Origin of the sequence: Enterobacter sp. 22466 (assembly GCF_052044775.1) — a bacterium.
GTDB lineage: Bacteria > Pseudomonadota > Gammaproteobacteria > Enterobacterales > Enterobacteriaceae > Enterobacter > Enterobacter dissolvens.
The window spans coordinates 262,864-286,704 of sequence record NZ_JBQENX010000001.1 but is presented as its reverse complement, the minus strand read 5'-3'; the positions used below and the strand labels follow the sequence as shown (position 1 = coordinate 286,704).

The following is a 23,841-nucleotide window of genomic DNA, read 5'->3' as shown; positions in this document are numbered from 1 at the left end:
CGTGGCGACACTCTTTATTGCAGATTTGCACCTGCAAACAGAAGAACCGGCGATCACCGCCGGTTTTCTGCGTTTTTTAGCGGGTGAAGCCAGAAGCGCCGACGCGCTTTACATCCTTGGCGACCTGTTTGAAGCCTGGATCGGCGACGACGACCCGAACCCTCTGCATCGTGAAATGGCTGCCGCCATTCACGCGCTGGTCACCTCCGGCGTTCCCTGCTACTTCATTCACGGCAACCGCGATTTTCTGGTCGGTCCTCGCTACGCCCGCGAAAGCGGCATGACGCTGCTGCCAGAAGAACAGGTGCTTGATCTCTATGGTCGAAAAGTCCTGATCATGCACGGTGACACGCTCTGTACTGACGATACCGGCTATCAGGCGTTTCGTGCGAAGGTCCACACCCCATGGATCCAAAAGGTATTCCTTGCCCTGCCGCTGTTTATCCGTAACCGTATCGCCGCCAGAATGCGCGCGGGCAGTAAAGCCGCCAACAGCAGCAAGTCGATGACCATCATGGACGTCAACACGCAGGCGGTGGTGAACGTGATGGAGAAACACCACGTCCAGTGGTTGATCCACGGTCATACCCACCGTCCCGACGTGCATACGTTGGTCGCCAACGGCGAAGCGGCTCACCGTGTGGTACTGGGTGCCTGGCACAGCGAAGGATCGATGGTTAAAGTCACGCCTGAAGGCGTGGAACTGATCGCTTTTCCGTTTTAATCTCTCCCGCAAAATTCATTCTATTTTTTTGAACGATATCGGCAAATTGTTTCGATTTTAATCAGCCCGTGGTCGGCCTATCATTTATCACATCAGGGCAACACGCCCTATCCCAAACAAAACACTTAAGGAATACGACCATGAAATCTATCAAAACTTTCGTTGCAGTTGCCGCTCTGTCTCTGATCTCTTTCGGTTCTTTCGCACAAAGCGTCAGCGCGACAGCCTCTACCCTTGACCGTGCAGAAGCGAAAATTGCCGCTCAGGCTGCTGAACAGGGCGCGTCTTACAAAATCACCAGCGCACAGTTCAACAACCGCGTGCACATGACCGCAGAACTGACTAAATAAGACCACTGATTGCCGTGCCGCCAGTCCATCTGCGACAGCGACAAGACGATGAGGAAGGAAAGAGAATGAAAAAAATCAGCATCGTAAGTGCCCTGCTGCTGGCGGCCGGACTGTCCACTGGCGCGATGGCGGCGGAGAAAGGCTTCTCCACACCGGAAGCAGGCTCGAATATCGACACCAGCCTGGTGAATCATATTGATGTCAGCCACGCGTTCGACAAAGAGAACCTGACCGCAGGGGATCTTCAGTAACCTCTCAAAACAGACCGCCTGAACGCGGTCTGTTTTGTTATCCTCAGGGCGCCACAACGGCTCAGTTTTTAACCGCGCAACCGTTTTCCTTGCCCGTATTACATGCTATTCTCTGTGCCCTCGAAAGCAGTGTGTTTCGCACCACAGGAGTTTTAAGACGCATGTCTTCCCGCAATAATCCGGCGCGTGTCGCCATCGTGATGGGGTCCAAAAGCGACTGGGCTACCATGCAGTTCGCCGCCGAAATCTTTGAAATCCTGAATGTTCCTCACCACGTTGAAGTGGTTTCCGCACACCGCACGCCGGATAAACTGTTCAGCTTTGCCGAAAGCGCGCAAGAGAACGGTTACGAGGTGATCATTGCCGGTGCGGGCGGCGCAGCACATCTGCCAGGCATGATTGCCGCCAAAACGCTGGTGCCGGTACTGGGTGTTCCGGTGCAGAGCGCCGCACTGAGCGGTGTCGACAGCCTTTACTCCATCGTGCAGATGCCGCGTGGTATTCCTGTGGGTACGCTGGCCATCGGCAAAGCGGGCGCGGCAAACGCGGCTTTGCTGGCGGCGCAGATTCTGGCGACGCACGATAAAGCCTTACACCAGCGTCTGGCTGACTGGCGTAAAGCCCAGACCGACGAGGTGCTGGACAACCCGGACCCGCGGGGTGCGGCATGAAGCAGGTTTGCGTTCTCGGTAACGGTCAGTTAGGCCGCATGCTGCGCCAGGCCGGCGAACCGCTGGGCATTGCCGTCTGGCCGGTCGGTCTGGATGCCGAACCCGAAGCCGTGCCGTTCCACCAGAGCGTCATAACCGCCGAGATCGAACGCTGGCCGGAAACCGCGCTGACGCGTGAACTGGCGCGCCATAACGCTTTTGTGAACCGCGACGTGTTCCCCATCATTGCTGACCGTCTGACGCAAAAACAGCTGTTCGACAAGCTCGGCCTGGCCACCGCGCCGTGGCAGTTGCTGTCTGATAAAAACGAGTGGAACGATGTCTTCGCGATGCTGGGCGAACTGGCGATTGTGAAGCGTCGCGTCGGCGGGTATGACGGTCGCGGACAGTGGCGTTTACGCGCGCACGACACCGCCGAACTGCCGGATGATTGCTACGGAGAGTGCATTGTTGAGCAGGGCATCAACTTTAGCGGTGAAGTGTCGCTGGTTGGCGCTCGCGGCAACGACGGGCGTACCGTATTTTATCCTCTGACCCATAACCTGCATCAGGACGGGATCTTACGCACTAGCGTCGCCTTCCCGCAGGCCAATGCTGAACAGCAGGCCCAGGCGGAAGAGATGCTCTCAGCCATTATGCATGAACTGGGTTATGTGGGCGTGATGGCGATGGAGTGTTTTGTAACGCCGTCCGGTCTGCTGATCAACGAACTGGCACCGCGCGTTCACAACAGCGGCCACTGGACCCAAAACGGCGCATCAATCAGCCAGTTTGAGCTGCACCTGCGCGCCATAACTGACCTGCCGCTGCCGCAGCCGGTGGTCAACAGCCCGTCGGTGATGATCAACCTGATCGGTACCGATCTGAACTACGACTGGCTGAAGCTGCCGCTGGTGCATCTGCACTGGTACGACAAAGAGGTTCGTCCGGGTCGTAAAGTGGGTCACCTTAACCTGAACGACAGCGACGCAGGCCGCCTGAGCGCTACCCTGGAAGCAATGATCCCTCTCCTGCCGCCGGAATACGCAAGCGGGATTGTCTGGGCGCAGTCAAAGCTCAAATAAGCGATAAATGCCGGGGAGTTGATCTTCCCCTTCCCCGGCCTCTCCCCACGCGCGTAAAATCCCCGTCCATTGCTGTTTTGATTTCTGGAATAACCATGAACGATGGAACGGATTATCGCGCGATCCTCGCGTCCGATACCCCCTTAATCGACGTTCGCGCGCCGATAGAATTTGCGCAGGGTGCGATGCCTGCGGCAATCAATCTGCCTTTAATGAATGACGACGAACGCGCCGCCGTGGGGACCTGCTACAAACGCCAGGGGCCCGACGCTGCGCTGGCGCTCGGCCACAGCCTGGTGAGCGGCGACACGCGTGAGGCCCGAATCAACGCCTGGCGCGAAGCCTGTCTTGCCCGTCCTGAAGGCTATCTCTGCTGCGCGCGCGGTGGACAGCGCTCGCATATCTCACAGGCCTGGCTGAAAGAGGCGGGTGTGGATTACCCGCTGATACGCGGTGGCTATAAAGCCCTGCGTCAGGCGGCGATTCAGGTCACCCTCGAGCAGTCACAAAAACCGATGGTGCTTATCGGCGGCTGTACAGGAAACGGTAAAACGTTGCTGGTGAAGCAGCACGCGCAGGGGATCGATCTGGAAGGGCTGGCTCACCATCGCGGCTCGTCGTTTGGCCGCACGCTCACGCCACAGCTTTCCCAGGCAAGCTTTGAAAATCACCTTGCCGTCGAACTGCTGAAAAAGGATGCTGCACGTTGGGTGCTGGAGGATGAGGGCAGGATGATTGGCTCTAACCATCTGCCGGAATGCCTGCGCGACCGGATGACCGAAGCCCCTATCGTGGTGGTAGAGGATCCGTTTGACATTCGTCTTGAGCGCCTGCGCGAAGAGTATTTCGACCATATGTGGGCCGATTTTTCTGCCGCCTACGGCGAAGAGGCAGGCTGGAAGGAGTATAGCGAGTATCTGCACCACGGCCTGTTCGCCATTCGCCGCCGTCTGGGGCTGCAGCGTTATGCGGAATTCACCGCGCTGTTAGATTCCGCGCTGCTGGAACAACAACGCTCTGGCAGCACTGACGCACACTTTAGCTGGCTTGCGCCGCTGCTCAGAGATTATTACGACCCGATGTACGGCTATCAGCTGGAGAAGAAAGCGGAGAAGATTGTGTATCGCGGGACGTACGAAGAAATTGCTGAGTGGCTTGATCGCTAAAAGAAAGCCGGGTGGCGAGGTAAAAGCAAAACGGCAACCTGGTTGCCGTTTTTAATGTTTGTACCCTCTCCCTGTGGGAGAGGGCCAGGGTGAGGGCATCAGACCGCACCCTGTGTTTCGACCTTAGAAGTCGTAACGCAGACGCACCAGGTTCATATCGCCCAGGTTGTCGGTGCTGGAGGTGAACACGTGTTCGTAATCCACACGGAAACCGTAGTCCAGCTGGAAGCTGATACCCACACCGTTGTCGATGCGCTGGTAGTTACGGCCGTTCACGTACTCGATACGGTCACCCATGAAGTAAGGCTGGATGGATTTAACCGCATACTGATTGATTGGGAATTTGTACCCTGCGAAGTATTCGATACCCCATGCGTCACCGGCAAAGTAGTCGTTCACAGACACTTTTTTGGTGGTCAGGAAGTTCTGGTACCAGCCGCCGCCAGCAGAGAAGGTCCAGTTATCCGGCGTCCAGCTGAGCGCGGTACCGAGGATGTTCTGGTCATAGGTTTTGCTGTCGCCGTTGTCCGGGTTGCGCATGTCCGCACGGGTGTAGTTCCATGCCGCGCCCCAGGTCAGGTCGGTGGTCAGGTGGTAATCAATACCCAGGGAACCGCCGCCTTTACGCTTGTAGCGCAGACCGTTACCCGGCAGGTATTCGCTGTCTTCAAACAGGTAAGAGGCGTAGATATCAGCATCGCCAACGGTTTTCTTATATTTCAGCATATTGCGTGAACGATAAGAGCCATCGTAGTCGCCATTGATGCCGTTACCTGGTGCCTGGGCGATCATGTCGTAGTCCCAGATATCGGTTTTCACACCCACCACATCATAGTACACGCTGTTCTGTTGACCGAAGGTCAGCGTACCCCAGGTGTCGCTCTTCAGGCCGGTGTAGAGCATACGGCGCGTGGTGTCGTGGGCACCGTCAGCATAGTGATGATCCCAGTTGAACTGGGCAGGGATATTCACACCCAGCTCGTAGTAGCTGATCCAGCTGATGTCGTCGAACAGATAGTAATCTGCCGCAAAACGGAAACGGGTGCCGCCGTCGAAGCCGTTGCGTTTGTAGCTGTTTTTACCGTCGTCGCCCGTCATGTTCTGGAACTGAGGACGAATACTGCCGCCAACGGTAAAGTTCAGACGGCTCAGCGGGTTACCCGCCTGCGGATCTTGCTTAAGAACCGTGATTTCCGCCTGAGATGCGAAGGAGGTTAATGCCACTGCTGCGCCAATAGCTGTCGCCAGCGCGGTTGTTTTTATAGTCATTATTTTTCCTTAATAGACACGCTGCTAAATATTTAGCGTGTGAATATTAACTGGAAATAAACGGACTGTGTGGGCGGGTTTTTAATGTTTTGTGCTACTAAATGAGTGGGTATTATCGATTTGTGCTGTTAACAGGCTGCGTACCAGCATTTAAACCGGTACGCAACCATCACGTCCGTGAACTAACTGACAAACTGGCGGAACAGTGCTTTGCCTTTTAACAGCCGCGTTCCGAGCCAGCCGCCGCAAAGTGAAAGCAGAAGCGCACCGCACACCGGCAGCGTCAGCCACAGACGCCAGTCTGGCTCCCACGGGAAGTCGAAGACTTTCGCCTGCAGTACTGCCAGCGCCGCCTCTGCGCCAATGGCTGCCACCAGGCCTGCCACCAGCCCCAGCAGAGCGAACTCGCTCCAGAGCGTGGCGCGCAGCAGTCGCTTGCCTGCGCCCAGCGTGCGGTAGACCACCAGCTCCTGGTGACGCTGACGCATGCCTACCTGTACCTGCGCCAGTAGCAACAGCACGCCGCAGATCGTCACCAGCACCACCATCACCTCCAGCGCGCGGCTGACCTGCTCAAGCACCTGCCCGACCTGTCTGAGGATCGCACCGATGTCCAGCAGGCTCACCGTCGGAAACTCCCGGTTAAGCTGCGTCAGCATGCCGTTGCCGTTTTCCCAGCGGAAGCTGGTCAGCCAGCTCTGCGGCTGCCCGTCCAGGGCGCCCGGCGGGAAGATGAAGAAGAAGTTAGGCCGCAGGCTTTCCCAGTCAACCTTGCGCAGGCTGGTAACCCTGGCGCTGAAGTCCTGCGTGTCGCCGGTAAAGGTCACGCTGTCTCCCAGCTTCACCTTCAGACGCTCCGCCAGCCCCTCTTCCATCGACACTTCCCCGGCCTTCGGCGGCCAGCTTCCGGCGGTGATCGGGTTGTGATCCGGGCGCTTCTCCTGCCAGGTCAGGTTTAGCTCACGATTGAGCGACTCATCTTTATTCCCCTCCGTCGACTGACCGTTGATCTGCGTCAGGCGTGCACGCACGATCGGATAGAACGACTCAGGAATAATGTGATGCCCGGACAGAAAACCCTTCAGTGGCGTCACCTGTTCGGGGGCAATATTGATCAGAAAATAGTTCGGGCTTTCCGGCGGAAGCTGCTGTTGCCAGCGATCCAGCAGATCCCCGCGCAGCACCAGCAGAAGCGCCAGCAGCATAAACGACAGCGAAAACGCCGAAAGCTGGCTCAGCGTTGACCACGGCTGATGCAGCAGACGGTTCACCGCCAGCCGCACGGGAAGGGATTTTATCGTTACCCTTTTCAGAACAGTGAGCAACATCCAGCCCAGCACGCCACACAGCAGCGCCAGAACCACCGCCCCGACCAGCACGGCCCACAGCAGGGTACTCCCGCCCATCAGCCAGGCAAGGAGCCCGACCACCACGGCAATCATCACCGGCAGGTAGTATTTGAGCGGCCAGACGCTGGCCACCACATCGCGGCGCATCACGCGTAGCGGCTGGGTGGCGAGCAGGAGCCGGTACGGGCGCAACCCCACCAGCAATGAAATCACGGTCATCGCGCCAATCGCCCACAGCCACGGCCAGAAGCTTGCTGGCGGCAGCGCGGCAGGCAGTACCGGTTTCAGGAGCATCATCAGCAGCTTTTCAAACAACAGACCTGTCGCCCCACCGGTGACGGCCGACAGCGCCAGCACCATCAGCCACTGGCCGACAATCAGCCTCCGCAATTGCGCCCTGCCCGCGCCAAGGGTTTTGAGGATCGCCACCAGATCGTAGCGACTGCGGCAGTAGTGCCCCATCGCCACGGCTACCGCCGCCACGGCCAGCAGCAGGGTTAACAGCGCCGAGAGCAGCAGAAACTGCTGAGAGCGTTCAAGAGACTTGCCGAGCGCGCCTTCATCCTGCTCAAGCCCGTACCAGCGGTGCTCCGGTTTTAACTGCGGCAGAAGCCATTTTTCATACGCCTCCAGCTGCGCAGGCGTGCCGCCAAACTTATAGCGCCAGGTGACGCGGCTCCCCGGCTGCACGGCGTTGGTTTTCGCCACGTCTGCGGTGTTCATCAGCAAGCGTGGGGCGAGCTGGAACGGGTTAAAGCCGGAATCGGGTTCCTGAACCACCTCCCCGGCAATGGTCAGCGTCGCATCCCCCACGTCGATGCTGTCACCGGTTTTCAGGTTCAGTAGCGCCATCAGTCGCGGTGCCAGCAGCACCGTACCGGGTTTCGGCTTGACGCCTGGCGGGCTGGTCTGCAGTTCACCGTACATCGGGTAGATATCATCCACGGCTTTGACGCTGGCCAGCTGCGGCGTGTCACCGGCGAAGGTCATGGTCTGGAAGCTTATCTGCTCCCCGACCTTCAGCCCCCGCTTGCGCGCTTCGTCTATCCAGCCCGGCGGAACGGCGCGCGAGCTTTGCAGCGCCCTGTCGCCCGCCATAAATTCGCGGCTTTGCTGGCTAAGCCCTTTCTCCATGCGATCGCTGACGCTGCCCAGCGCCAGCACGCAGGCCACCGCCAGGCTCAACGCCAGCCAGACAATCAGCAGCGAAGGCGAGCGCCACTCGCGCCAGAACCAGCGGGCAATCATGCTTCCTCCTGCAATTCACCGTTGACCAGCCGCAGGCGACGATCGCAGCGGGCGGCCAACTGCGGATCGTGCGTGACCAGAATCAGCGTGGTGCCATGTTCCCGGTTGAGCGAGAACAGCAGATCGGCAATCTTATCTCCGGTTTTACGGTCCAGGTTCCCGGTGGGTTCATCGGCAAACAGCACCTCCGGGCGACCATTAAATGCGCGGGCCAGCGCCACGCGCTGCTGCTCTCCACCTGAAAGCTGCGCCGGAAGATGGTCAAGGCGTTTCCCCAGCCCCAGCTGTTCCAGCAATGCCTTCGCATGATCGCGGCTTTCACGGCTGCTTTCACCGCGCAGCAGCGCGGGCAACTCAACATTTTCCAGCGCGTTCAGGGTGGGGATCAGCATGAAGGATTGAAACACAAAGCCGATGTGACGGGCACGTAGCGCGGCACGCGCCTCTTCATCAAGCTGATGCAGCGGCTGTCCGACCAGGTTAACCTCGCCGCTGCTGCCGTCGTCCAGTCCGGCCAGAATAGCCAGCAGCGTGGACTTTCCGGAACCGGATTCGCCAATCAGCGCAATGGTTTCGGCAGGTTTGACAACGAGTTCAACTCCGGTGAGGATGGAAAGCTCGTGTTCCCCCTGACCGACGGACTTCTTAAGACGATGAACTTCAACAATGTTTTCCGCTGGCATTTGCCCTTCCTGTTTTTGATTCTGATGACTTTCCGCGCGGCGGCAGCGGACACGTTACTGGTTCTCGGCGACAGCCTCAGCGCAGGCTATCGTATGGCGGCCAGTGCGGCCTGGCCGGCTCTGCTCAACGAAAAATGGCAGAGCAAAACAGCTGTTATCAACGCCAGCATCAGCGGTGATACCTCGCAGCAAGGCCTGTCGCGTCTGCCAGCCTTGCTCAAACAGCATCAACCGCGATGGGTACTGGTGGAGCTGGGCGGTAACGACGGATTACGTGGCTTCCAGCCTCAGCAAACGGAACAAACCCTGCGCACCATCCTGAAGGACATTAAAGCGGCGAACGCCCAGCCGCTGTTGATGCAAATTCGCCTGCCCGCCAACTACGGTCGTCGGTATAATGAAGCCTTTAGTGCGATCTACCCTAAGCTTGCCAACGAGTTTGATATTCCGCTGCTGCCATTTTTCATGGAAGAGGTCTATCTCAAACCCAACTGGATGCAGGATGACGGGATCCACCCCAATCGCGATGCACAGCCGTTTATTGCCGACTGGATGGCAACGCGGCTGGCTCCTTTAGTTAACCATGACTCCTGATTAAGCGGAGATCCTGACAGGTAAAGTTATGCAAAAATCGGTCTTAATTACAGGATGTTCCAGCGGAATTGGTCTTGAAAGTGCGCTCGAATTAAAGCGTCAGGGATTTCAGGTGCTGGCAGCCTGCCGTAAACCTGACGATGTGGAACGCCTCAACGGGATGGGGTTCACCAGCGTGTTGCTGGATCTGGACTCACCAGAAAGCGTTGAACGCGCCGCCGATGAGGTGCTCGCCCTGACCGGCAACCGTCTGTACGGTCTGTTCAATAATGCCGGTTACGGTCTCTATGGCCCGCTGAATACGATCTCCCGCGAACAGCTTGAACAACAGTTTTCCAGCAACTTTTTCGGTGTGCATCAGCTCACCATGCGCCTGCTTCCGGCGATGCTGCCACACGGTGAAGGGCGTATCGTGATGACCTCCTCGGTGATGGGGCTGATTTCTACCCCCGGCCGCGGCGCGTATGCCGCCAGCAAATATGCGCTTGAAGCATGGTCGGACGCCCTGCGCATGGAGTTGCGTCACAGCGGGATTAAGGTGAGCCTGATTGAACCCGGTCCCATCCGCACCCGGTTTACGGATAACGTTAACCAGACGCAGGCGGACAAACCGGTCGAAAACCCCGGCATTGCCGCACGTTTTACCCTTGGGCCGGAAGCGGTTGTCGCGAAAGTGCGCCATGCTTTTGAGAGCGATAACCCCAAAATGCGCTACCCGGTAACGCTGGTCACCCATGCCGTAGGCTGGTTAAAACGCCTGCTGCCGGGCCGGATGATGGACAAAATTTTACACGGTTGAGTTGAAGCGACGACGCTCATCCCCATGTAAATAACACACCGATAAAAGAGAATGCCGCATGTCCGTACAGAATATCGTCAATATCACTGAAGCAAACCTGCAACAGGTCCTCGAACAGTCGATGGTTAAACCGGTACTGTTCTACTTCTGGTCTGAACGCAGCCAACACTGTCTGCAGCTGACGCCGATCCTCGAAAGCCTTGCCGCGCAATACAACGGCCAGTTCATTCTCGCCAGACTGGACTGTGACGCAGAACCCATGGTGGCCTCTCAGTTTGGCCTGCGCGCCATCCCAACGGTTTACCTTTTCCAGAACGGACAGCCTGTCGATGGCTTCCAGGGGCCGCAACCTGAAGAGGCGATCCGCGCCCTGCTGGATAAAGTGCTGCCGCGTGAGGAGGAGCTAAAAGCGCAGGAAGCCATGGCGCTGATGCAGGAAGGTCAATACGACGACGCGCTGCCGCTGTTGAAAGACGCCTGGCAGCTCTCTAAGCAGAACAGCCAGATTGGCCTGCTGCTGGCTGAAACGCAGATTGCCCTGCACCGCTCAGAAGACGCTGAAGCCGTGCTGAAGACGATCCCGTTGCAGGATCAGGACACCCGCTACCAGGGCCTCGTGGCGCAAATTGAGCTGCTAAAACAGGCGGCGGATACCCCGGAAATCCAGCAACTGCAGCAGCAGGTTGCCGATAACCCGGCCGACGCCGCGCTGGCAAGCCAGCTGGCACTCCAGCTGCACCAGGTGGGCCGAAACGAAGAGGCGCTGGAACTGCTGTTCAGCCATCTGCAAAACGATCTGGCGGCTGCAGACGGTCAGGCGCGGAAAATGTTCCAGGAGATCCTGGCCGCGCTGGGTACCGGCGATGCGCTGGCGTCGAAGTACCGTCGTCAGCTGTACGCGCTGCTGTATTGATAAAAAAGCCCGGTGGCGCTATCGCTTACCGGGCCTGCAAAACATCTTCAGACCTGCAGGCCCGGCATAATCATCGCACCTTTTTCAGCTGCGTCACCACCAGCTGATGCCGGGCGTTATAGAACTTCCGGTAGGTCAGGTAACAGGCAATGATGGTCGACAGGCTCGCCGTGGAGAGCAGCATAAAGGTCACCATGATCTGATATTTGATCGCTTTCACCGGATCAATCCCGGCGAAGATCAGCCCTGACATCATCCCCGGCAGGCTCACCAGCCCGACGGTTTTCGCCGAATCCACCGTGGGGATCAGCGAGGAGCGAATACTCTCGCGAATCAGCCGCGCCGACGCCACTTTCGGGGTTGCCCCAAGGCTTAACTTCTCCTGCAGCTTCTGTTGCTCACTGCTAAAACGCTGGCCAAGGTTGTTGTAGCACAGCCCTACCGCCACCATGGCGTTCCCGGCGATCATCCCGGAGATGGGGATCACTTGCATCGGCGTAAACTCAATAGAGCCAGATAGCACCAGCACCGCCAGCGTCAGTGCGGTCCCGGTCGTAATGGCAATAAACGACGAGACAAACGCCTTATCGATATATTTGCTGCGCTTCTGCGCATTCCACGCCGCGTTGAAGCAGATGAAGAGCACCATCAGCAGCGTCAGCACCGCATGATTAACATTGAAAATGTACTTCAGCACATAGCCAACGATGATGAGCTGGATCACCGCACGGCAGATGCTCCAGAGGATATCTTTCTCCAGCCCCAGCTTTTCCCGGTAGCTCACGACAATCGCCACCAGTACCAGTACCATCGAAAACGCCAGCGATTCGTTGGTGATATTATGCTCACCCATGGTTTGCCTCCTGCCATTTTCCACCCTGCGGCTGCAGCGTGATGACATCATCCGCATGGGCAATTTCGTTTGAGTCGTGTGTCACCCACAGCACGGCGATATTCTGTTCGCTGGCGTAGCGATGGATGATGTCGTTCACGTTGCGCTTATTGGCCTCATCCAGCGCGCTGGTGATTTCGTCGAGTAGCAGCACCTTCGGTAAAAACTGCAGGTTACGAATCAGCGAGACGCGCTGCTTTTCGCCCCCGGACAGCTCATTGATGGATTTGGTCAACGTCTCCTGCGCCAGGCCAAAGCGGGCCAGGTCAGCGATAAATTTTTCAGGATCCGGCGTTTGCTGGCGAATCTGCCACGGGAAGATCAGGTTGTCATAAACCGTTTCGCCGAACAGCGAAGGGGTCTGGACGCAGTACGAGACCTGCTGGCGATAGCGTTCCGGGGAGAGGGTCGCAATATCGTTACCCTCAAACAGAATGGTTCCTTCCGTGGGGCTTAACAGTGAAGCCACAATCTTCAGTAATGTGCTTTTGCCGCAACCTGACGGCCCGGTGATTAATTTAAACTCGCCCGGTGCAAGGCAAAACCCGACGTGCTGAAGGATCGTGTTATTCCCGACACGAAATCCAACATCCCTGAGGTGTAATACGTTTGTTTTATCGCTCATTCCGCTTCCATTAACCGCGTCTTGTAAGAATCGTCTGTAGCATAATCTTTTTCCAGCCTGTTTTCAGAGGCGAATTTCAACCCGATAGCCGATATACTAATGAACAATAAACATGCATTTTCACTCATCAACAGCATGCAAAACAGGAGGTTTTTATGCTTATCGTTGTTCCTGTCCTTATTTTCGTTGCCCTGGTTATCGTGGGGGCTGGGGTCAAAATTGTCCCGCAGGGATATCAGTGGACCGTTGAACGCTTCGGCCGCTACACCAATACACTCCAGCCAGGTTTAAGCCTGATTGTTCCCTTCATGGACAGAATTGGTCGTAAGATCAACATGATGGAACAGGTACTGGATATCCCCTCGCAGGAGGTTATTTCCAAGGATAACGCCAACGTCACCATCGATGCCGTCTGCTTTATTCAGGTTATCGATGCGCCAAAAGCCGCCTATGAGGTGAGCAACCTGGAGCTGGCGATTGTCAACCTGACGATGACCAACATCCGTACGGTACTCGGCTCTATGGAGCTGGACGAAATGCTCTCTCAGCGTGACAGCATCAACACCCGTCTGCTGCATATTGTTGATGAAGCGACAAACCCGTGGGGCATTAAAGTGACCCGTATTGAGATCCGGGACGTTCGTCCTCCTGCCGAGCTCATCGCCTCGATGAACGCCCAGATGAAGGCTGAGCGAACCAAGCGTGCCTATATTCTGGAAGCCGAAGGGGTGCGTCAGGCGGAGATCCTGAAAGCCGAAGGGGAAAAACAGTCGCAGATCCTGAAGGCGGAAGGGGATCGCCAGTCCGCCTTCTTGCAGGCGGAGGCGCGTGAGCGTTCTGCCGAAGCGGAAGCCCGCGCAACCCAGATGGTATCCGAGGCTATTGCCGCCGGTGACATCCAGGCCGTGAACTACTTTGTCGCGCAAAAATATACCGATGCGCTGAAAGAGATCGGCTCGGCAAATAACAGCAAAGTGGTCATGATGCCGCTGGATGCCAGCAGTCTGATGGGCTCTATCGCCGGGATTGCTGAACTGATTAAAGACAGTGGAAACGAGCGCAAAAAATGATTGAGCTGATCGTCGCACATCCTCATGCTTTCTGGCTAAGCCTGGGCGGCTTACTGCTGGCCGCAGAGATGCTTGGTGGCAACGGTTATCTGCTCTGGAGCGGTGTGGCCGCGGTCATTACCGGGCTGCTGGTCTGGCTGCTGCCCCTGGACTGGGCGTGGCAGGGCGCGCTGTTTGCCGTGCTGACGCTGGTGGCCGCCTGGCTGTGGTGGCGCTGGCTCAACCGTCAGGTTAAAGAGCAAAAGCCGGTCGATGCCCACCTCAATCAGCGTGGACAGCAGATTGTCGGCAGACGTTTTACGCTTGAGACCGCGCTGGTGAACGGCCGCGGACACATGCGCGTGGGTGATAGCTCATGGCCGGTGGTGGCCGACGATGACCTCAGCGCCGGGACGCGGGTTGAGGTCATTGCGGTGGAAGGAATTACGCTTCGGGTTAAAGCCTGCTAGGCATGCGCCTTACGATGACAGCAGCCGGCCAGATTATCGATAATCGGGCAGTCGGCGCTGTCATCCCCCGGACAGGACTCCGCCAGCGCCAGCAGCTGCTTGCGCATCGCTTCCAGCTCCGTAATGTGGCGTTCAATCTCCGCCACTTTTTCCAGCGTGCGCTTTTTCACGTCTGCGCTGTGGCGTTTTGGATCGTTGAACAGATTAACCAGCTCACCGCACTCTTCAAGGTTAAAACCCACCTGCCGTGCCTGACGCATTAACGTCAGCTCATCCAGATGCAGTTGCGTATAACTGCGGTAGCCGTTTTCGCTGCGCAGCGGCGGCGTCACCAGCCCCTTCTCTTCATAAAAACGGATCGCTTTGCTGGTCAATCCGGTTTTTTTCGCAACATCGCTGATATTCACATTTCCCCCTTGACCTTCCCCTTGATGGAAGGTTTAACCTTCATAACAGTTAGCGAAAAGCGTTACTCCGGTCAACAACTGACCAGTTCATTATACGGGAGTTTTGTTATGTCTCACACAATTGACCTGACACTGGACGGCCTCTCCTGCGGCCACTGTGTCAAACGCGTTAAAGAAAGTCTGGAACAGCGTCCTGATGTTGAAAGCGCTGACGTTACGATTGATCACGCCGCCGTCACCGGCAGCGCCAGTGCGCAAGCGCTGATTGATACCATCAAACAGGCAGGTTATGGGGCGGAGCTGAGCCACCCAAAGGCTAAACCGCTGGCAGAGTCATCATCCCCGTCGGAAGCACTGACAGCGGCCACTTCTGAGCTTCCGGCAGCTGATGATATCGATGACAGCCAACAGCTGCTGATCAACGGCATGAGCTGCGCCAGCTGCGTCTCCCGGGTGCAAAATGCCTTGCAGGCGGTACCCGGAGTTGCACAGGCACGGGTCAATCTTGCGGAGCGTACTGCGCTGGTGATGGGCAGTGCCTCCGCCGCAGAATTAGTGCAGGCCGTTGAAAAAGCGGGCTATGGCGCAGAGGCCATCGAAGATGATGCCAAACGTCGCGAACGCCAGCAGGAAACAGCTATCGCCACCATGAAACGCTTCCGCTGGCAGGCCATTGTTGCGCTGCTGGTCGGGATCCCGGTAATGGTGTGGGGCATGATCGGTGACAACATGATGGTCACCGACGACAACCGCACGCTGTGGCTGGTCATTGGTATCATTACGCTTGGTGTAATGGTATTTGCAGGCGGGCATTTCTACTCCAGCGCCTGGAAGAGCCTGAAAAACCGCACCGCAACCATGGATACGCTGGTAGCCCTTGGCACCGGTGCAGCATGGCTCTACTCCATGAGCGTGAACGTCTGGCCGCAGTGGTTCCCGATGGAAGCACGCCATCTCTACTATGAAGCGAGCGCGATGATCATCGGCCTGATCAACTTAGGCCATATGCTGGAAGCCCGCGCCCGTCAGCGCTCCTCAAAAGCGCTGGAGCGGCTGCTGGATTTAACCCCGCCGACCGCCCGCGTGGTTACTGACGACGGAGAAAAAAGCGTTCCGCTGGCCGAGGTTCAGCCCGGTATGACGCTGCGTCTGACCACCGGTGACCGCGTTCCCGTGGACGGAGACATCACGCAGGGCGAAGCCTGGTTTGACGAAGCGATGCTCACCGGGGAACCCATTCCGCAGCAGAAATCACAGGGTGATGGCGTGCATGCCGGTACGGTGGTGCAGGACGGCAGTGTGCTGTTCACCGCCAGTGCGGTGGGAAGCCACACCACGCTGTCCCGTATTATCCGCATGGTGCGCCAGGCACAGAGCAGTAAGCCTGAAATAGGTCAGCTGGCCGATAAAATCTCCGCCATTTTTGTGCCGGTAGTAGTGGGCATCGCGCTGCTGAGCGCGGCTATCTGGTATTTCTTCGGCCCGGCGCCGCAAATTGTCTATACCCTGGTGATCGCCACCACGGTACTGATTATCGCCTGTCCTTGCGCGCTCGGCCTTGCGACGCCGATGTCGATTATCTCCGGCGTGGGTCGTGCCGCCGAATTTGGCGTGCTGGTGCGTGATGCCGACGCCCTGCAACGCGCCAGCACTCTCGACACGCTGGTCTTTGATAAAACCGGTACCCTGACCGAAGGTAAACCGCAGGTTGTATCCGTGCATACCTCAGGCTTCGCGGAGGCTGACGCACTGCGTCTCGCCGCGGCCTTAGAACAAGGCTCCAGCCACCCGCTGGCGCGTGCCATCATTGAGAAAGCCGGTGAGGCCAGCCTGCCGCAGGTGAACAACTTCCGCACCCTGCGCGGATTAGGCGTCAGCGGTGAGGCCGAAGGACACACACTGCTGCTGGGTAACCAGGCCCTGATGAATGAAAACGGCATAGCAACTTCAGCGCTGGAAAGTGAACTGAATGCCCAGGCATCACAGGGCGCAACCCCTGTCCTGCTCGCGGTAGACGGTCACATTGCGGCCCTGCTGGCCGTGCGCGATCCGTTACGTCAGGACAGTGTGGATGCCTTACAACGACTGCACCGCACGGGCTACCGTCTGGTGATGTTAACCGGGGATAACCCAACCACGGCTAATGCCATCGCCAAAGAAGCGGGGATCGACGAAGTCATTGCCGGTGTCCTGCCGGACGGCAAAGCGGACGCCATTAAGGCGCTGCAACAGCAGGGGCGCAAGGTCGCGATGGTTGGCGACGGTATTAACGATGCTCCGGCGCTGGCACAGGCAGAGGTGGGGATTGCCATGGGAAGCGGGAGCGACGTGGCCATTGAGACGGCAGCCATCACACTGATGCGACACAGCCTGATGGGTGTTGCCGATGCGCTGGCAATTTCGAAAGCTACGTTGCGCAACATGAAGCAGAACCTGCTGGGGGCGTTTATCTATAACTCGCTCGGTATCCCGATTGCTGCCGGCATTCTGTGGCCCCTGACCGGTACGCTGCTTAACCCGGTGGTCGCAGGTGCAGCGATGGCGCTCTCCTCCATTACCGTGGTGAGCAACGCCAACCGGCTGCTGCGCTTTAAACCGAAAGCGTAATACGTTGCAGGCCGGGTAAGCGCAGCGCCACCCGGTTTTTTTGCCTGATGGCGCTGCGCTTATCAGGCCTACGAAACGTGCCGACGTTCACCTGTTGCACCGCCCTTCCCCACGCGTTAGCATGAACCTTTCCGTTTATGGAGCGCGTATGAGTCTGTTTCGCCGTATAAAAACATCGTTTCGCGCCCTCTTCCCCCGCCGTTATTCCTGGCCCGGAATGGATATCTCGCTCCCCGGCGGTCAGCATCTGCACCTGGTGGGCAGCATACATATGGGCACGCAGGATATGTCTCCGCTGCCCTCTGGTCTGTTATCCCTCCTGAAGCAGGCCGATGCGCTGGTGGTTGAGGCGGATATTTCAGGCCACGAGTCTCCCTTTGCCGGGCTGGAGAGCGATCTCACCCTGGCCGACCGTCTGGACGAGGCTCAGCTCGCCGAACTGACGCGCGTGGCGGATGAAACCGGCGTTTCGCTCTCGATGCTGGACACCCTGCCGCTCTGGCAGATTGCCATGATATTGCAGGCGACGCAGGCGCAGCGTCTGGGGCTGCGCGGTGATTACGGTATTGATTACCAGCTGCTGAATGCGGCCCGGGCACGCCGTCTGCCGATCATTGAGCTGGAAGGTACCGACAGTCAGATTGCCCTCCTTCGCCAGTTGCCTGATGATGGTCTCATCCTGCTTGATGATACGCTGACGCACTGGCATACCAACGCCCGTCTGCTGCAAACCATGATTGGCTGGTGGCTGGATGCCCCGCCTGCGGAGGGGAAATTAACGTTGCCGTCGACGTTCAGTGAATCGCTGTATGATGTGCTGATGAACGCACGCAATGCGGCATGGCGACAGACGCTGCATGCGTTACCTGCCGGGCATTACGTGGTTGCGGTGGGGGCATTACATTTGTACGGAGAAGGGAATTTGCCGTCGCTGCTGAAATAAAAAAATGGCCAATATTTCTATTGGCCCGTCAAAGAGGAATTTCATCGTTTTTATTATGCCGAAGGAGACCTTCGGTTGAGCCGATTGTCGCTCAAAGTGACCATCACTGCCAATACTATTGCGCAAGATGGTGCTATTTTTTAGACAAACGTCAGGCGTATGCTGTCAGCATGAATTGTCTGTCGTAAGAAGGATAGCTATGACTCCCGCCGTTAAATTACTCGAAAAAAACAAAATTTCTTTCCGGATCCACACTTACGATCACGATCCGAACGAAACCAATTTTGGTGATGAAGTGGTGCGCAAACTGGGGCTGAACGCCGACCAGGTCTATAAAACGCTGCTGGTGGCCGTGAATGGCGATATGAAGCACCTTGCCGTCGCAGTCACGCCTGTGGCGGGGCAACTGGATCTGAAGAAAGTGGCCAAAGCGCTGGGAGCGAAAAAGGTAGATATGGCAGACCCAATGGTTGCGCAACGCACCACGGGTTATCTGGTGGGCGGGATCAGCCCGCTCGGGCAGAAAAAACGCCTGCCAACGCTGATTGACGCCCCTTCGCAGGAATTTGAAACCATCTATATTTCCGGCGGCAAGCGCGGGCTGGATATCGAACTGGCCGCAGGCGATCTGGCCAAAATGCTGGAAGCGAAGTTTGCGGATATTGCGCGCCGGGATTAAAAGAAAAAGCCGGGTGGCGGCTGCGAGGTAAAAGCAAAACGGTAACAGGCGTTACCGTTTTTTGTGTTCGCGCCCTCTCCCGGTGGGAGAGGGCATCAGGCCGCACAACGCTACTGCCAGCTCACCTCGCCTTTCGGCTCATACGCATTCACGTCGATCGGTGAATTCTGCTCGATAAACTGCTTCAGAACCTCGGCATCAATAAAGCCGGTATTCACATAGCCCGGTTTGTTATCGATGTGCGGATAACCATCACCGCCGGTGGCATTAAAGCTTAAGGTTGCCAGACGGTAGGTTTTCGCGGGATCAACCGGCTCACCCTTGATTTTGAGATCGTTGAGCTTGCCGTCTTTGGCCACAAAGCTGACGTTAGCGAACTGCGGATAGGCGCCGGAGTCCGGCTTCATCTGCGCCACGGCGGTAAGGTACTCAATCACCTCTTTCCCGCTCATGTCGGCATAAACCACCTCGTTGCCAAACGGCTGCACCTTCAGCACATCTTTATAGGTGATATTCCCGCCTTCGATGGAATCACGGATCCCGCCGCCGCTCATCACACCAAAATCAGCGCCGGTGCGCGCGATTTGTGCCGCCAGCACCAGGTGACCCATATTGGTCTGTACGAAACGGACTCTGCTGCGGTCCCCTTCCAGACGCCCGTTCAGGGTACCGATTTTCACGTCCAGCTGCGCTTTGCCTTTATTCTGGAACGGGGTTAACAGGGAGAGCATCTGTGGGTTCTCAGGGATCTCCGGGGTGTAGAGTACGCGCTCACTTTTCCCGTCCGGGTAGGTCACTTTTTTCTTCAGGTTGACCGGGATGAGCTGATAATGCACCAGTTTCATCTCGCCGTTACGGAACTCAAAGTCGGCACGGCCAACGTATTTACCCCACTCGTGCGCCTGCACAATCCAGATCCCGTTCTGACGGTCTGGTGCACACGGCGTGCCCGGAACATAATCCACCTGTTTTTTATTCTCTGACGCCATGCACACCGGATCTTGTGAGTGACCACCCACAATCATCGCCAGTGAGCCAGCAGGCAGGCTGCGCGCCATTTCAACGTCGCCCGGCGCGTTAGAACCATGCTCACCGTTGTCGTAATGGCCCATATGGGTGGTGGCGATGATCACGTCCGGCTTTTCGTTTTGCTGCAACTCCTGAATCACCAGCTTCGCTTCGTCTGCCGGTTTACGGAATTCGATATCGGTAAAGAACTCCGGGTTGCCAATTTTTGCCGTGTCGTCCGTGGTGAGGCCAATCACCGCGATTTTCAGATCCTGACGCTTAAACAGCGCCAACGGTTTGAACAGGCGCTCGCCGGTGCTTTTCTGATAGATATTGGCGGAGAGGAACGGGAATTTTGACCACTTCTCCTGCTGACGCAGGACGCTCAGTGGGTTATCAAACTCATGGTTTCCGACGGCCATCGCATCGTAACCGATTAAATTCATGCCGCGAAAATCAGGCTCGGCATCCTGTAAATCGGACTCCGGCACACCGGTATTGATATCGCCGCCCGACAGCAGCAGCACGCTGCCCCCTTCGGCGGCAACTTCTTTACGAATGCCATCCACCAGCGTTTTTTGCGCCGACAGGCCATATTCGCCGTACTCACTGCGCCAGAAATGGCCATGATGGTCGTTGGTATGCAGGATAGTAATTTTATACGTTTTGTCTTTTTCATACGCCTGTGCGGGCAGGCTTACCAGACCCCATGCGGCGAGCAGCGCCAGCGCAACGCCATGCTTCATTAACTTCATCTTCTCTCTCCCTGACCAATAGACAAACGCAAAAATTACAGTGAGTAACAAGAATAGACAAATAAGTTTTCATAATTGCGACTTTCTTCAAATGTCGCTGGCAGGTATGTTAGTTGGATAATAATTACACCCTGCATTTTCCATCACTCACGACGTGGTATTTATGGCAATCAGTGAATCAACCCAGTCCGTTTCGGGCGCGCCGGCGTCGCCCCCCTCGCGCACCTCATTTAAAGTCTTAGGCGCTATTAGCCTCTCCCATCTGCTCAACGACATGATCCAGTCGCTGATCCTGGCGATTTACCCGCTGCTGCAGTCCGAGTTTTCGTTAACCTTTGTGCAGATTGGGATGATCACCCTGACCTTCCAGCTGGCCTCTTCGCTACTGCAACCCATTGTCGGGTACTGGACGGACAAATATCCGATGCCCTGGTCACTGCCGATTGGCATGTGCTTCACCCTGAGCGGGCTGGTGCTGCTGGCTATGGCAGGCAGTTTTGAAGCGGTGCTGCTTGCCGCGGCGCTGGTCGGCACCGGCTCGTCGGTCTTCCATCCGGAATCCTCCCGCGTGGCACGCATGGCCTCTGGCGGGCGTCACGGGCTGGCGCAGTCACTCTTCCAGGTGGGCGGTAATTTTGGCAGCTCCCTCGGCCCGCTGCTGGCGGCAGTGATCATTGCGCCATACGGCAAGGGTAACGTCGCCTGGTTTGTGCTGGCCGCCCTGCAGGCGATCGTTGTGCTCGCGCAGATCAGTCGCTGGTATGCCGCGCAGCACCGCGTAAACAAAGGCAAACCTAAAGCAAAAGTTATCAATCCCCTTCCCCGCAATAAGGTTATTCTCGCGGTGTCCGTGCTGCTGGTGCTGATTTTCTCGAAATATTTCTATATGGCGAGCATCAGCAGCTATTACACCTTTTACCTGATGCAAAAATTTGGATTATCGGTCCAAAACGCGCAGTTCCACCTGTTTGCCTTCCTGTTTGCCGTCGCGGCAGGGACGGTGATAGGCGGGCCAGTCGGGGATAAAATTGGCCGTAAATATGTTATTTGGGGCTCTATCCTTGGCGTTGCCCCCTTTACCCTTATTTTGCCTTACGCCAGCCTTGAATGGACGGGCATTTTAACGGTGATCATTGGTTTTATTCTCGCCTCGGCGTTCTCGGCTATTCTGGTGTATGCGCAGGAGTTGTTACCGGGGCGTATTGGTATGGTTTCCGGGCTCTTCTTTGGTTTCGCCTTTGGCATGGGCGGCCTTGGTGCAGCCGTGTTAGGCATGGTTGCCGACCACACCAGTATCTTCCTGGTTTATAAAATCTGCGCTTTCCTGCCACTTCTGGGGATGTTGACCATATTCCTGCCTGATAATCGTCACAAAGCGTAATTTCACGGCTGCCAAAGTTTAACATTGGCAGCCCACCTCCCCGATGGCATAAGGCTTTCTTCTCCTTCCCTCCTGTGAATTTGCCAAAACTTGCTTTTTTACACGCATATTGCTGTTTTATTCAAACTTCAACAATTATTCATAAACATAAGGGTAAAAATTGTCATAAACTATTACCTGGTTTTTGGTTTTCACCAAAATGGAACACCCACAACGAAAGGAGACGGAATGCACCACGCCACACCGCTTATCACCACCATTGTTGGTGGACTTGTGCTCGCTTTTATTCTCGGCATGATTGCCAATAAACTGCGTATTTCCCCTCTCGTGGGCTATTTATTAGCCGGTGTACTGGCAGGGCCGTTTACGCCAGGTTTCGTGGCGGATACCAAACTGGCGCCTGAACTGGCGGAATTAGGCGTGATTCTGCTGATGTTTGGTGTGGGTCTGCATTTCTCACTGAAGGATCTGATGGCGGTAAAGTCTATCGCCATACCGGGAGCGATCGCCCAGATAGGGGTAGCGACGCTGCTGGGGATGGCGCTTTCAGCTGTGCTGGGCTGGTCGTTAATGACCGGTATCGTGTTTGGGCTGTGTCTGTCAACCGCCAGTACCGTGGTCCTGCTGCGCGCGCTTGAAGAGAGACAGCTGATTGACAGCCAGCGTGGACAAATCGCGATAGGCTGGCTGATTGTTGAAGACCTGGTGATGGTGCTGACCCTGGTGCTGCTGCCTGCCGTCGCCGGGATGATGGAAAAGGACAACGTCGGCTTTGCCTCGCTGGCGCTGGATATGAGTATCACCATCGGTAAAGTCGTGGCGTTTATCGCCATCATGATGCTGGTGGGCCGCCGACTGGTGCCGTGGATCATGTCGCGCAGCGCGGCCACCGGCTCGCGCGAGCTGTTTACCCTCTCCGTCCTTGCGCTGGCACTGGGGATTGCCTTTGGTGCGGTGGAGCTGTTTGATGTCTCCTTTGCTCTGGGTGCGTTCTTCGCCGGGATGGTGCTGAATGAATCCGAGCTGAGCCACCGCGCCGCGCACGATACGCTGCCGCTGCGTGATGCGTTTGCGGTGCTGTTCTTTGTCTCCGTCGGGATGCTGTTTGATCCGATGATTCTGGTTCAGCAGCCGCTGGCCGTACTGGGGACGCTGGCGATTATCATCTTTGGTAAGTCAGTCGCTGCCTTCTTCCTGGTGCGAATGTTCGGCCACTCGCCGCGTACGGCACTGACCATCGCCGCCAGCCTGGCACAGATTGGTGAATTCGCCTTTATTCTGGCGGGTCTGGGCATGGCGCTGAACCTGCTGCCGCAGGCCGGACAGAATCTGGTGCTGGCGGGGGCGATCCTCTCCATTATGCTCAACCCGGTGCTGTTCGCGCTGCTGGAAAAATATCTCGATAAAACCGAAACCCTTGAAGAGCAGACGCTCGAAGAGGCCATCGAAGAAGAGAAGCAGATCCCGGTGGATATTTGCAATCATGCCCTGCTGGTCGGCTTTGGCCGCGTGGGTAGCCTGCTTGGCGAGAAGCTGATGGAGCAGGGTATTCCGCTGGTGGTGATTGAAACCTCACGCACCCGCGTTGATGAGCTGCGTGAGCGCGGTATTCGCGCAGTGCTGGGCAATGCAGCGAATGAAGAAATAATGAACCTGGCGCATCTGGACTGCGCCCGCTGGTTGCTGCTGACCATTCCAAACGGCTATGAAGCGGGTGAAATTGTGGCAACCGCACGCGAGAAATGCCCAACGATTGAGATCATAGCCCGCGCGCATTATGACGACGAGGTGGAGTACATCACCGAGCGCGGTGCGGATCGGGTGGTGATGGGTGAGCGTGAAATTGCGAACACGATGCTGACGCTGCTGGCGAAGCCGCCGGTTGAAGAGGCTGTGACGAGGTAAGTTTCGTGCGGCCTGATGCCCTCACCCTGGCCCTCTCCC

Annotated in this window: 23 protein-coding genes; 16 read left to right on the top strand and 7 right to left on the bottom strand. The window is 56.9% G+C overall.

Annotated features, from left to right (window positions below; genetic code table 11):
* Position 1 precedes the first annotated feature (1 nt).
* The 6 genes from lpxH (at position 2) to mnmH (ending at position 4,226) form a co-directional block, all read left to right on the top strand.
* Positions 2-724, top strand: a complete 723-nt coding sequence (gene lpxH / locus ACTJJI_RS01310) for a UDP-2,3-diacylglucosamine diphosphatase (RefSeq protein ID WP_440652758.1) — start codon at positions 2-4, stop codon at positions 722-724.
* A gap of 140 nt (positions 725-864) precedes the next feature.
* On the top strand, positions 865-1,074 hold the full coding sequence (locus ACTJJI_RS01305) for a YdgH/BhsA/McbA-like domain containing protein (protein ID WP_013095921.1): 210 nt from the start codon (positions 865-867) through the stop codon (positions 1,072-1,074).
* A gap of 65 nt (positions 1,075-1,139) precedes the next feature.
* Positions 1,140-1,325 (top strand): hypothetical protein, encoded by a 186-nt coding sequence (locus ACTJJI_RS01300; RefSeq protein ID WP_046888529.1) that lies wholly within the window; start codon positions 1,140-1,142, stop codon positions 1,323-1,325.
* Between the two features lie 161 nt (positions 1,326-1,486).
* Positions 1,487-1,996, top strand: coding sequence for a 5-(carboxyamino)imidazole ribonucleotide mutase (purE, locus tag ACTJJI_RS01295; protein WP_013095919.1), 510 nt, complete (start codon positions 1,487-1,489; stop codon positions 1,994-1,996).
* Positions 1,993-3,060, top strand: coding sequence for a 5-(carboxyamino)imidazole ribonucleotide synthase (gene purK / locus ACTJJI_RS01290; protein ID WP_232943661.1), 1,068 nt, complete (start codon positions 1,993-1,995; stop codon positions 3,058-3,060). The genes purE and purK overlap by 4 nt, the downstream gene beginning before the upstream one ends.
* A 95-nt stretch (positions 3,061-3,155) precedes the next feature.
* A complete protein-coding gene (mnmH, locus tag ACTJJI_RS01285) occupies positions 3,156-4,226 on the top strand; it encodes a tRNA 2-selenouridine(34) synthase MnmH (RefSeq protein WP_046888527.1) in 1,071 nt (356 codons plus the stop codon).
* Between the two features lie 123 nt (positions 4,227-4,349).
* On the opposite strand, the gene ACTJJI_RS01280 is transcribed toward mnmH, so the two are convergent.
* The 3 genes from ACTJJI_RS01280 to ybbA all read right to left on the bottom strand — a co-directional run bounded on the left by ACTJJI_RS01280 (position 4,350) and on the right by ybbA (position 8,775).
* The gene (locus ACTJJI_RS01280) at positions 4,350-5,495 is read right to left on the bottom strand and encodes a porin (protein ID WP_014830928.1); all 1,146 of its coding nucleotides are present in this window, start codon (positions 5,493-5,495) and stop codon (positions 4,350-4,352) included.
* Positions 5,496-5,677: 182 nt separating this feature from the next.
* Entirely contained in the window at positions 5,678-8,092 is a 2,415-nt protein-coding gene (gene ybbP, locus ACTJJI_RS01275; RefSeq protein WP_440652754.1) for a putative ABC transporter permease subunit YbbP, read from the bottom strand.
* The gene (gene ybbA, locus ACTJJI_RS01270; protein ID WP_013095914.1) at positions 8,089-8,775 is read right to left on the bottom strand and encodes a putative ABC transporter ATP-binding protein YbbA; all 687 of its coding nucleotides are present in this window, start codon (positions 8,773-8,775) and stop codon (positions 8,089-8,091) included. Before ybbA ends, ybbP begins: the two co-directional genes overlap by 4 nt.
* On the opposite strand from ybbA, the gene tesA reads away from it, so the two are divergent.
* The 3 genes from tesA to ACTJJI_RS01255 are packed head-to-tail and all read left to right on the top strand — an operon-like array spanning position 8,746 to position 11,081.
* Positions 8,746-9,369: a multifunctional acyl-CoA thioesterase I/protease I/lysophospholipase L1 gene (tesA, locus tag ACTJJI_RS01265; RefSeq protein ID WP_014830926.1), complete on the top strand. Its 624-nt coding sequence runs from the start codon at positions 8,746-8,748 to the stop codon at positions 9,367-9,369. The two genes, ybbA and tesA, sit on opposite strands and share 30 nt — an antisense overlap.
* A gap of 28 nt (positions 9,370-9,397) precedes the next feature.
* Positions 9,398-10,168 carry an SDR family oxidoreductase gene (locus ACTJJI_RS01260; protein ID WP_063412447.1) on the top strand — a complete coding sequence of 257 codons (771 nt, stop codon included), beginning with the start codon at positions 9,398-9,400 and terminating at the stop codon, positions 10,166-10,168.
* 58 nt (positions 10,169-10,226) lie between these two features.
* The gene (locus tag ACTJJI_RS01255) at positions 10,227-11,081 is read left to right on the top strand and encodes a co-chaperone YbbN (RefSeq protein ID WP_083021298.1); all 855 of its coding nucleotides are present in this window, start codon (positions 10,227-10,229) and stop codon (positions 11,079-11,081) included.
* Positions 11,082-11,151: 70 nt separating this feature from the next.
* Here the strand turns inward: ACTJJI_RS01255 and fetB are convergent, their stop codons facing one another.
* Entirely contained in the window at positions 11,152-11,934 is a 783-nt protein-coding gene (fetB, locus tag ACTJJI_RS01250; RefSeq protein ID WP_014830924.1) for an iron efflux ABC transporter permease subunit FetB, read from the bottom strand.
* Positions 11,927-12,598: an iron efflux ABC transporter ATP-binding subunit FetA gene (fetA, locus tag ACTJJI_RS01245; protein WP_046888524.1), complete on the bottom strand. Its 672-nt coding sequence runs from the start codon at positions 12,596-12,598 to the stop codon at positions 11,927-11,929. Before fetA ends, fetB begins: the two co-directional genes overlap by 8 nt.
* A gap of 155 nt (positions 12,599-12,753) precedes the next feature.
* Between fetA and ACTJJI_RS01240 the strand changes: the two genes are divergently transcribed.
* Both ACTJJI_RS01240 and ACTJJI_RS01235 read left to right on the top strand, forming a co-directional pair.
* Entirely contained in the window at positions 12,754-13,668 is a 915-nt protein-coding gene (locus ACTJJI_RS01240; RefSeq protein ID WP_008499312.1) for an SPFH domain-containing protein, read from the top strand.
* Positions 13,665-14,117: an NfeD family protein gene (locus tag ACTJJI_RS01235; protein ID WP_014830921.1), complete on the top strand. Its 453-nt coding sequence runs from the start codon at positions 13,665-13,667 to the stop codon at positions 14,115-14,117. Before ACTJJI_RS01240 ends, ACTJJI_RS01235 begins: the two co-directional genes overlap by 4 nt.
* On the opposite strand, the gene cueR is transcribed toward ACTJJI_RS01235, so the two are convergent.
* The gene (gene cueR, locus ACTJJI_RS01230) at positions 14,114-14,524 is read right to left on the bottom strand and encodes a Cu(I)-responsive transcriptional regulator (protein WP_440652749.1); all 411 of its coding nucleotides are present in this window, start codon (positions 14,522-14,524) and stop codon (positions 14,114-14,116) included. The genes ACTJJI_RS01235 and cueR overlap by 4 nt on opposite strands.
* A gap of 108 nt (positions 14,525-14,632) precedes the next feature.
* Here cueR and copA point away from each other — a divergent pair, with 108 nt between their 5' ends.
* The 3 genes from copA (at position 14,633) to ybaK (ending at position 18,753) form a co-directional block, all read left to right on the top strand.
* Positions 14,633-17,131 carry a copper-exporting P-type ATPase CopA gene (copA, locus tag ACTJJI_RS01225; protein WP_440652747.1) on the top strand — a complete coding sequence of 833 codons (2,499 nt, stop codon included), beginning with the start codon at positions 14,633-14,635 and terminating at the stop codon, positions 17,129-17,131.
* A 148-nt stretch (positions 17,132-17,279) separates the two neighbouring features.
* On the top strand, positions 17,280-18,074 hold the full coding sequence (locus ACTJJI_RS01220; protein ID WP_046888909.1) for a TraB/GumN family protein: 795 nt from the start codon (positions 17,280-17,282) through the stop codon (positions 18,072-18,074).
* A gap of 199 nt (positions 18,075-18,273) precedes the next feature.
* The gene (gene ybaK, locus ACTJJI_RS01215; RefSeq protein WP_440652744.1) at positions 18,274-18,753 is read left to right on the top strand and encodes a Cys-tRNA(Pro)/Cys-tRNA(Cys) deacylase YbaK; all 480 of its coding nucleotides are present in this window, start codon (positions 18,274-18,276) and stop codon (positions 18,751-18,753) included.
* 110 nt (positions 18,754-18,863) lie between these two features.
* Here ybaK and ushA read toward each other — a convergent pair whose 3' ends face one another.
* Positions 18,864-20,516: a bifunctional UDP-sugar hydrolase/5'-nucleotidase UshA gene (gene ushA / locus ACTJJI_RS01210; protein WP_440652742.1), complete on the bottom strand. Its 1,653-nt coding sequence runs from the start codon at positions 20,514-20,516 to the stop codon at positions 18,864-18,866.
* Positions 20,517-20,679: 163 nt separating this feature from the next.
* Here ushA and ACTJJI_RS01205 point away from each other — a divergent pair, with 163 nt between their 5' ends.
* Both ACTJJI_RS01205 and ybaL read left to right on the top strand, forming a co-directional pair.
* Positions 20,680-21,897: an MFS transporter gene (locus tag ACTJJI_RS01205; RefSeq protein ID WP_440652740.1), complete on the top strand. Its 1,218-nt coding sequence runs from the start codon at positions 20,680-20,682 to the stop codon at positions 21,895-21,897.
* Between the two features lie 228 nt (positions 21,898-22,125).
* Positions 22,126-23,802 (top strand): YbaL family putative K(+) efflux transporter, encoded by a 1,677-nt coding sequence (gene ybaL / locus ACTJJI_RS01200; protein WP_047360820.1) that lies wholly within the window; start codon positions 22,126-22,128, stop codon positions 23,800-23,802.
* Positions 23,803-23,841 lie beyond the last annotated feature (39 nt).

Excerpts from the sequence above, each read along its gene's own strand:
- ACTJJI_RS01305 (WP_013095921.1), top strand. The coding sequence starts at position 865 with ATGAAATCTATCAAAACTTTCGTTGCAGTTGCCGCTCTGTCTCTGATC.
- ACTJJI_RS01300 (WP_046888529.1), top strand. The coding sequence starts at position 1,140 with ATGAAAAAAATCAGCATCGTAAGTGCCCTGCTGCTGGCGGCCGGACTG.
- purE (WP_013095919.1), top strand. The coding sequence starts at position 1,487 with ATGTCTTCCCGCAATAATCCGGCGCGTGTCGCCATCGTGATGGGGTCC.
- purK (WP_232943661.1), top strand. The coding sequence starts at position 1,993 with ATGAAGCAGGTTTGCGTTCTCGGTAACGGTCAGTTAGGCCGCATGCTG.
- mnmH (WP_046888527.1), top strand. The coding sequence starts at position 3,156 with ATGAACGATGGAACGGATTATCGCGCGATCCTCGCGTCCGATACCCCC.
- ACTJJI_RS01280 (WP_014830928.1), bottom strand. The coding sequence starts at position 5,495 with ATGACTATAAAAACAACCGCGCTGGCGACAGCTATTGGCGCAGCAGTG.
- ybbP (WP_440652754.1), bottom strand. The coding sequence starts at position 8,092 with ATGATTGCCCGCTGGTTCTGGCGCGAGTGGCGCTCGCCTTCGCTGCTG.
- tesA (WP_014830926.1), top strand. The coding sequence starts at position 8,746 with ATGAACTTCAACAATGTTTTCCGCTGGCATTTGCCCTTCCTGTTTTTG.
- ybbA (WP_013095914.1), bottom strand. The coding sequence starts at position 8,775 with ATGCCAGCGGAAAACATTGTTGAAGTTCATCGTCTTAAGAAGTCCGTC.
- ACTJJI_RS01260 (WP_063412447.1), top strand. The coding sequence starts at position 9,398 with ATGCAAAAATCGGTCTTAATTACAGGATGTTCCAGCGGAATTGGTCTT.
- ACTJJI_RS01255 (WP_083021298.1), top strand. The coding sequence starts at position 10,227 with ATGTCCGTACAGAATATCGTCAATATCACTGAAGCAAACCTGCAACAG.
- fetB (WP_014830924.1), bottom strand. The coding sequence starts at position 11,934 with ATGGGTGAGCATAATATCACCAACGAATCGCTGGCGTTTTCGATGGTA.
- fetA (WP_046888524.1), bottom strand. The coding sequence starts at position 12,598 with ATGAGCGATAAAACAAACGTATTACACCTCAGGGATGTTGGATTTCGT.
- ACTJJI_RS01240 (WP_008499312.1), top strand. The coding sequence starts at position 12,754 with ATGCTTATCGTTGTTCCTGTCCTTATTTTCGTTGCCCTGGTTATCGTG.
- ACTJJI_RS01235 (WP_014830921.1), top strand. The coding sequence starts at position 13,665 with ATGATTGAGCTGATCGTCGCACATCCTCATGCTTTCTGGCTAAGCCTG.
- copA (WP_440652747.1), top strand. The coding sequence starts at position 14,633 with ATGTCTCACACAATTGACCTGACACTGGACGGCCTCTCCTGCGGCCAC.
- ACTJJI_RS01220 (WP_046888909.1), top strand. The coding sequence starts at position 17,280 with ATGAGTCTGTTTCGCCGTATAAAAACATCGTTTCGCGCCCTCTTCCCC.
- ybaK (WP_440652744.1), top strand. The coding sequence starts at position 18,274 with ATGACTCCCGCCGTTAAATTACTCGAAAAAAACAAAATTTCTTTCCGG.
- ushA (WP_440652742.1), bottom strand. The coding sequence starts at position 20,516 with ATGAAGTTAATGAAGCATGGCGTTGCGCTGGCGCTGCTCGCCGCATGG.
- ACTJJI_RS01205 (WP_440652740.1), top strand. The coding sequence starts at position 20,680 with ATGGCAATCAGTGAATCAACCCAGTCCGTTTCGGGCGCGCCGGCGTCG.
- ybaL (WP_047360820.1), top strand. The coding sequence starts at position 22,126 with ATGCACCACGCCACACCGCTTATCACCACCATTGTTGGTGGACTTGTG.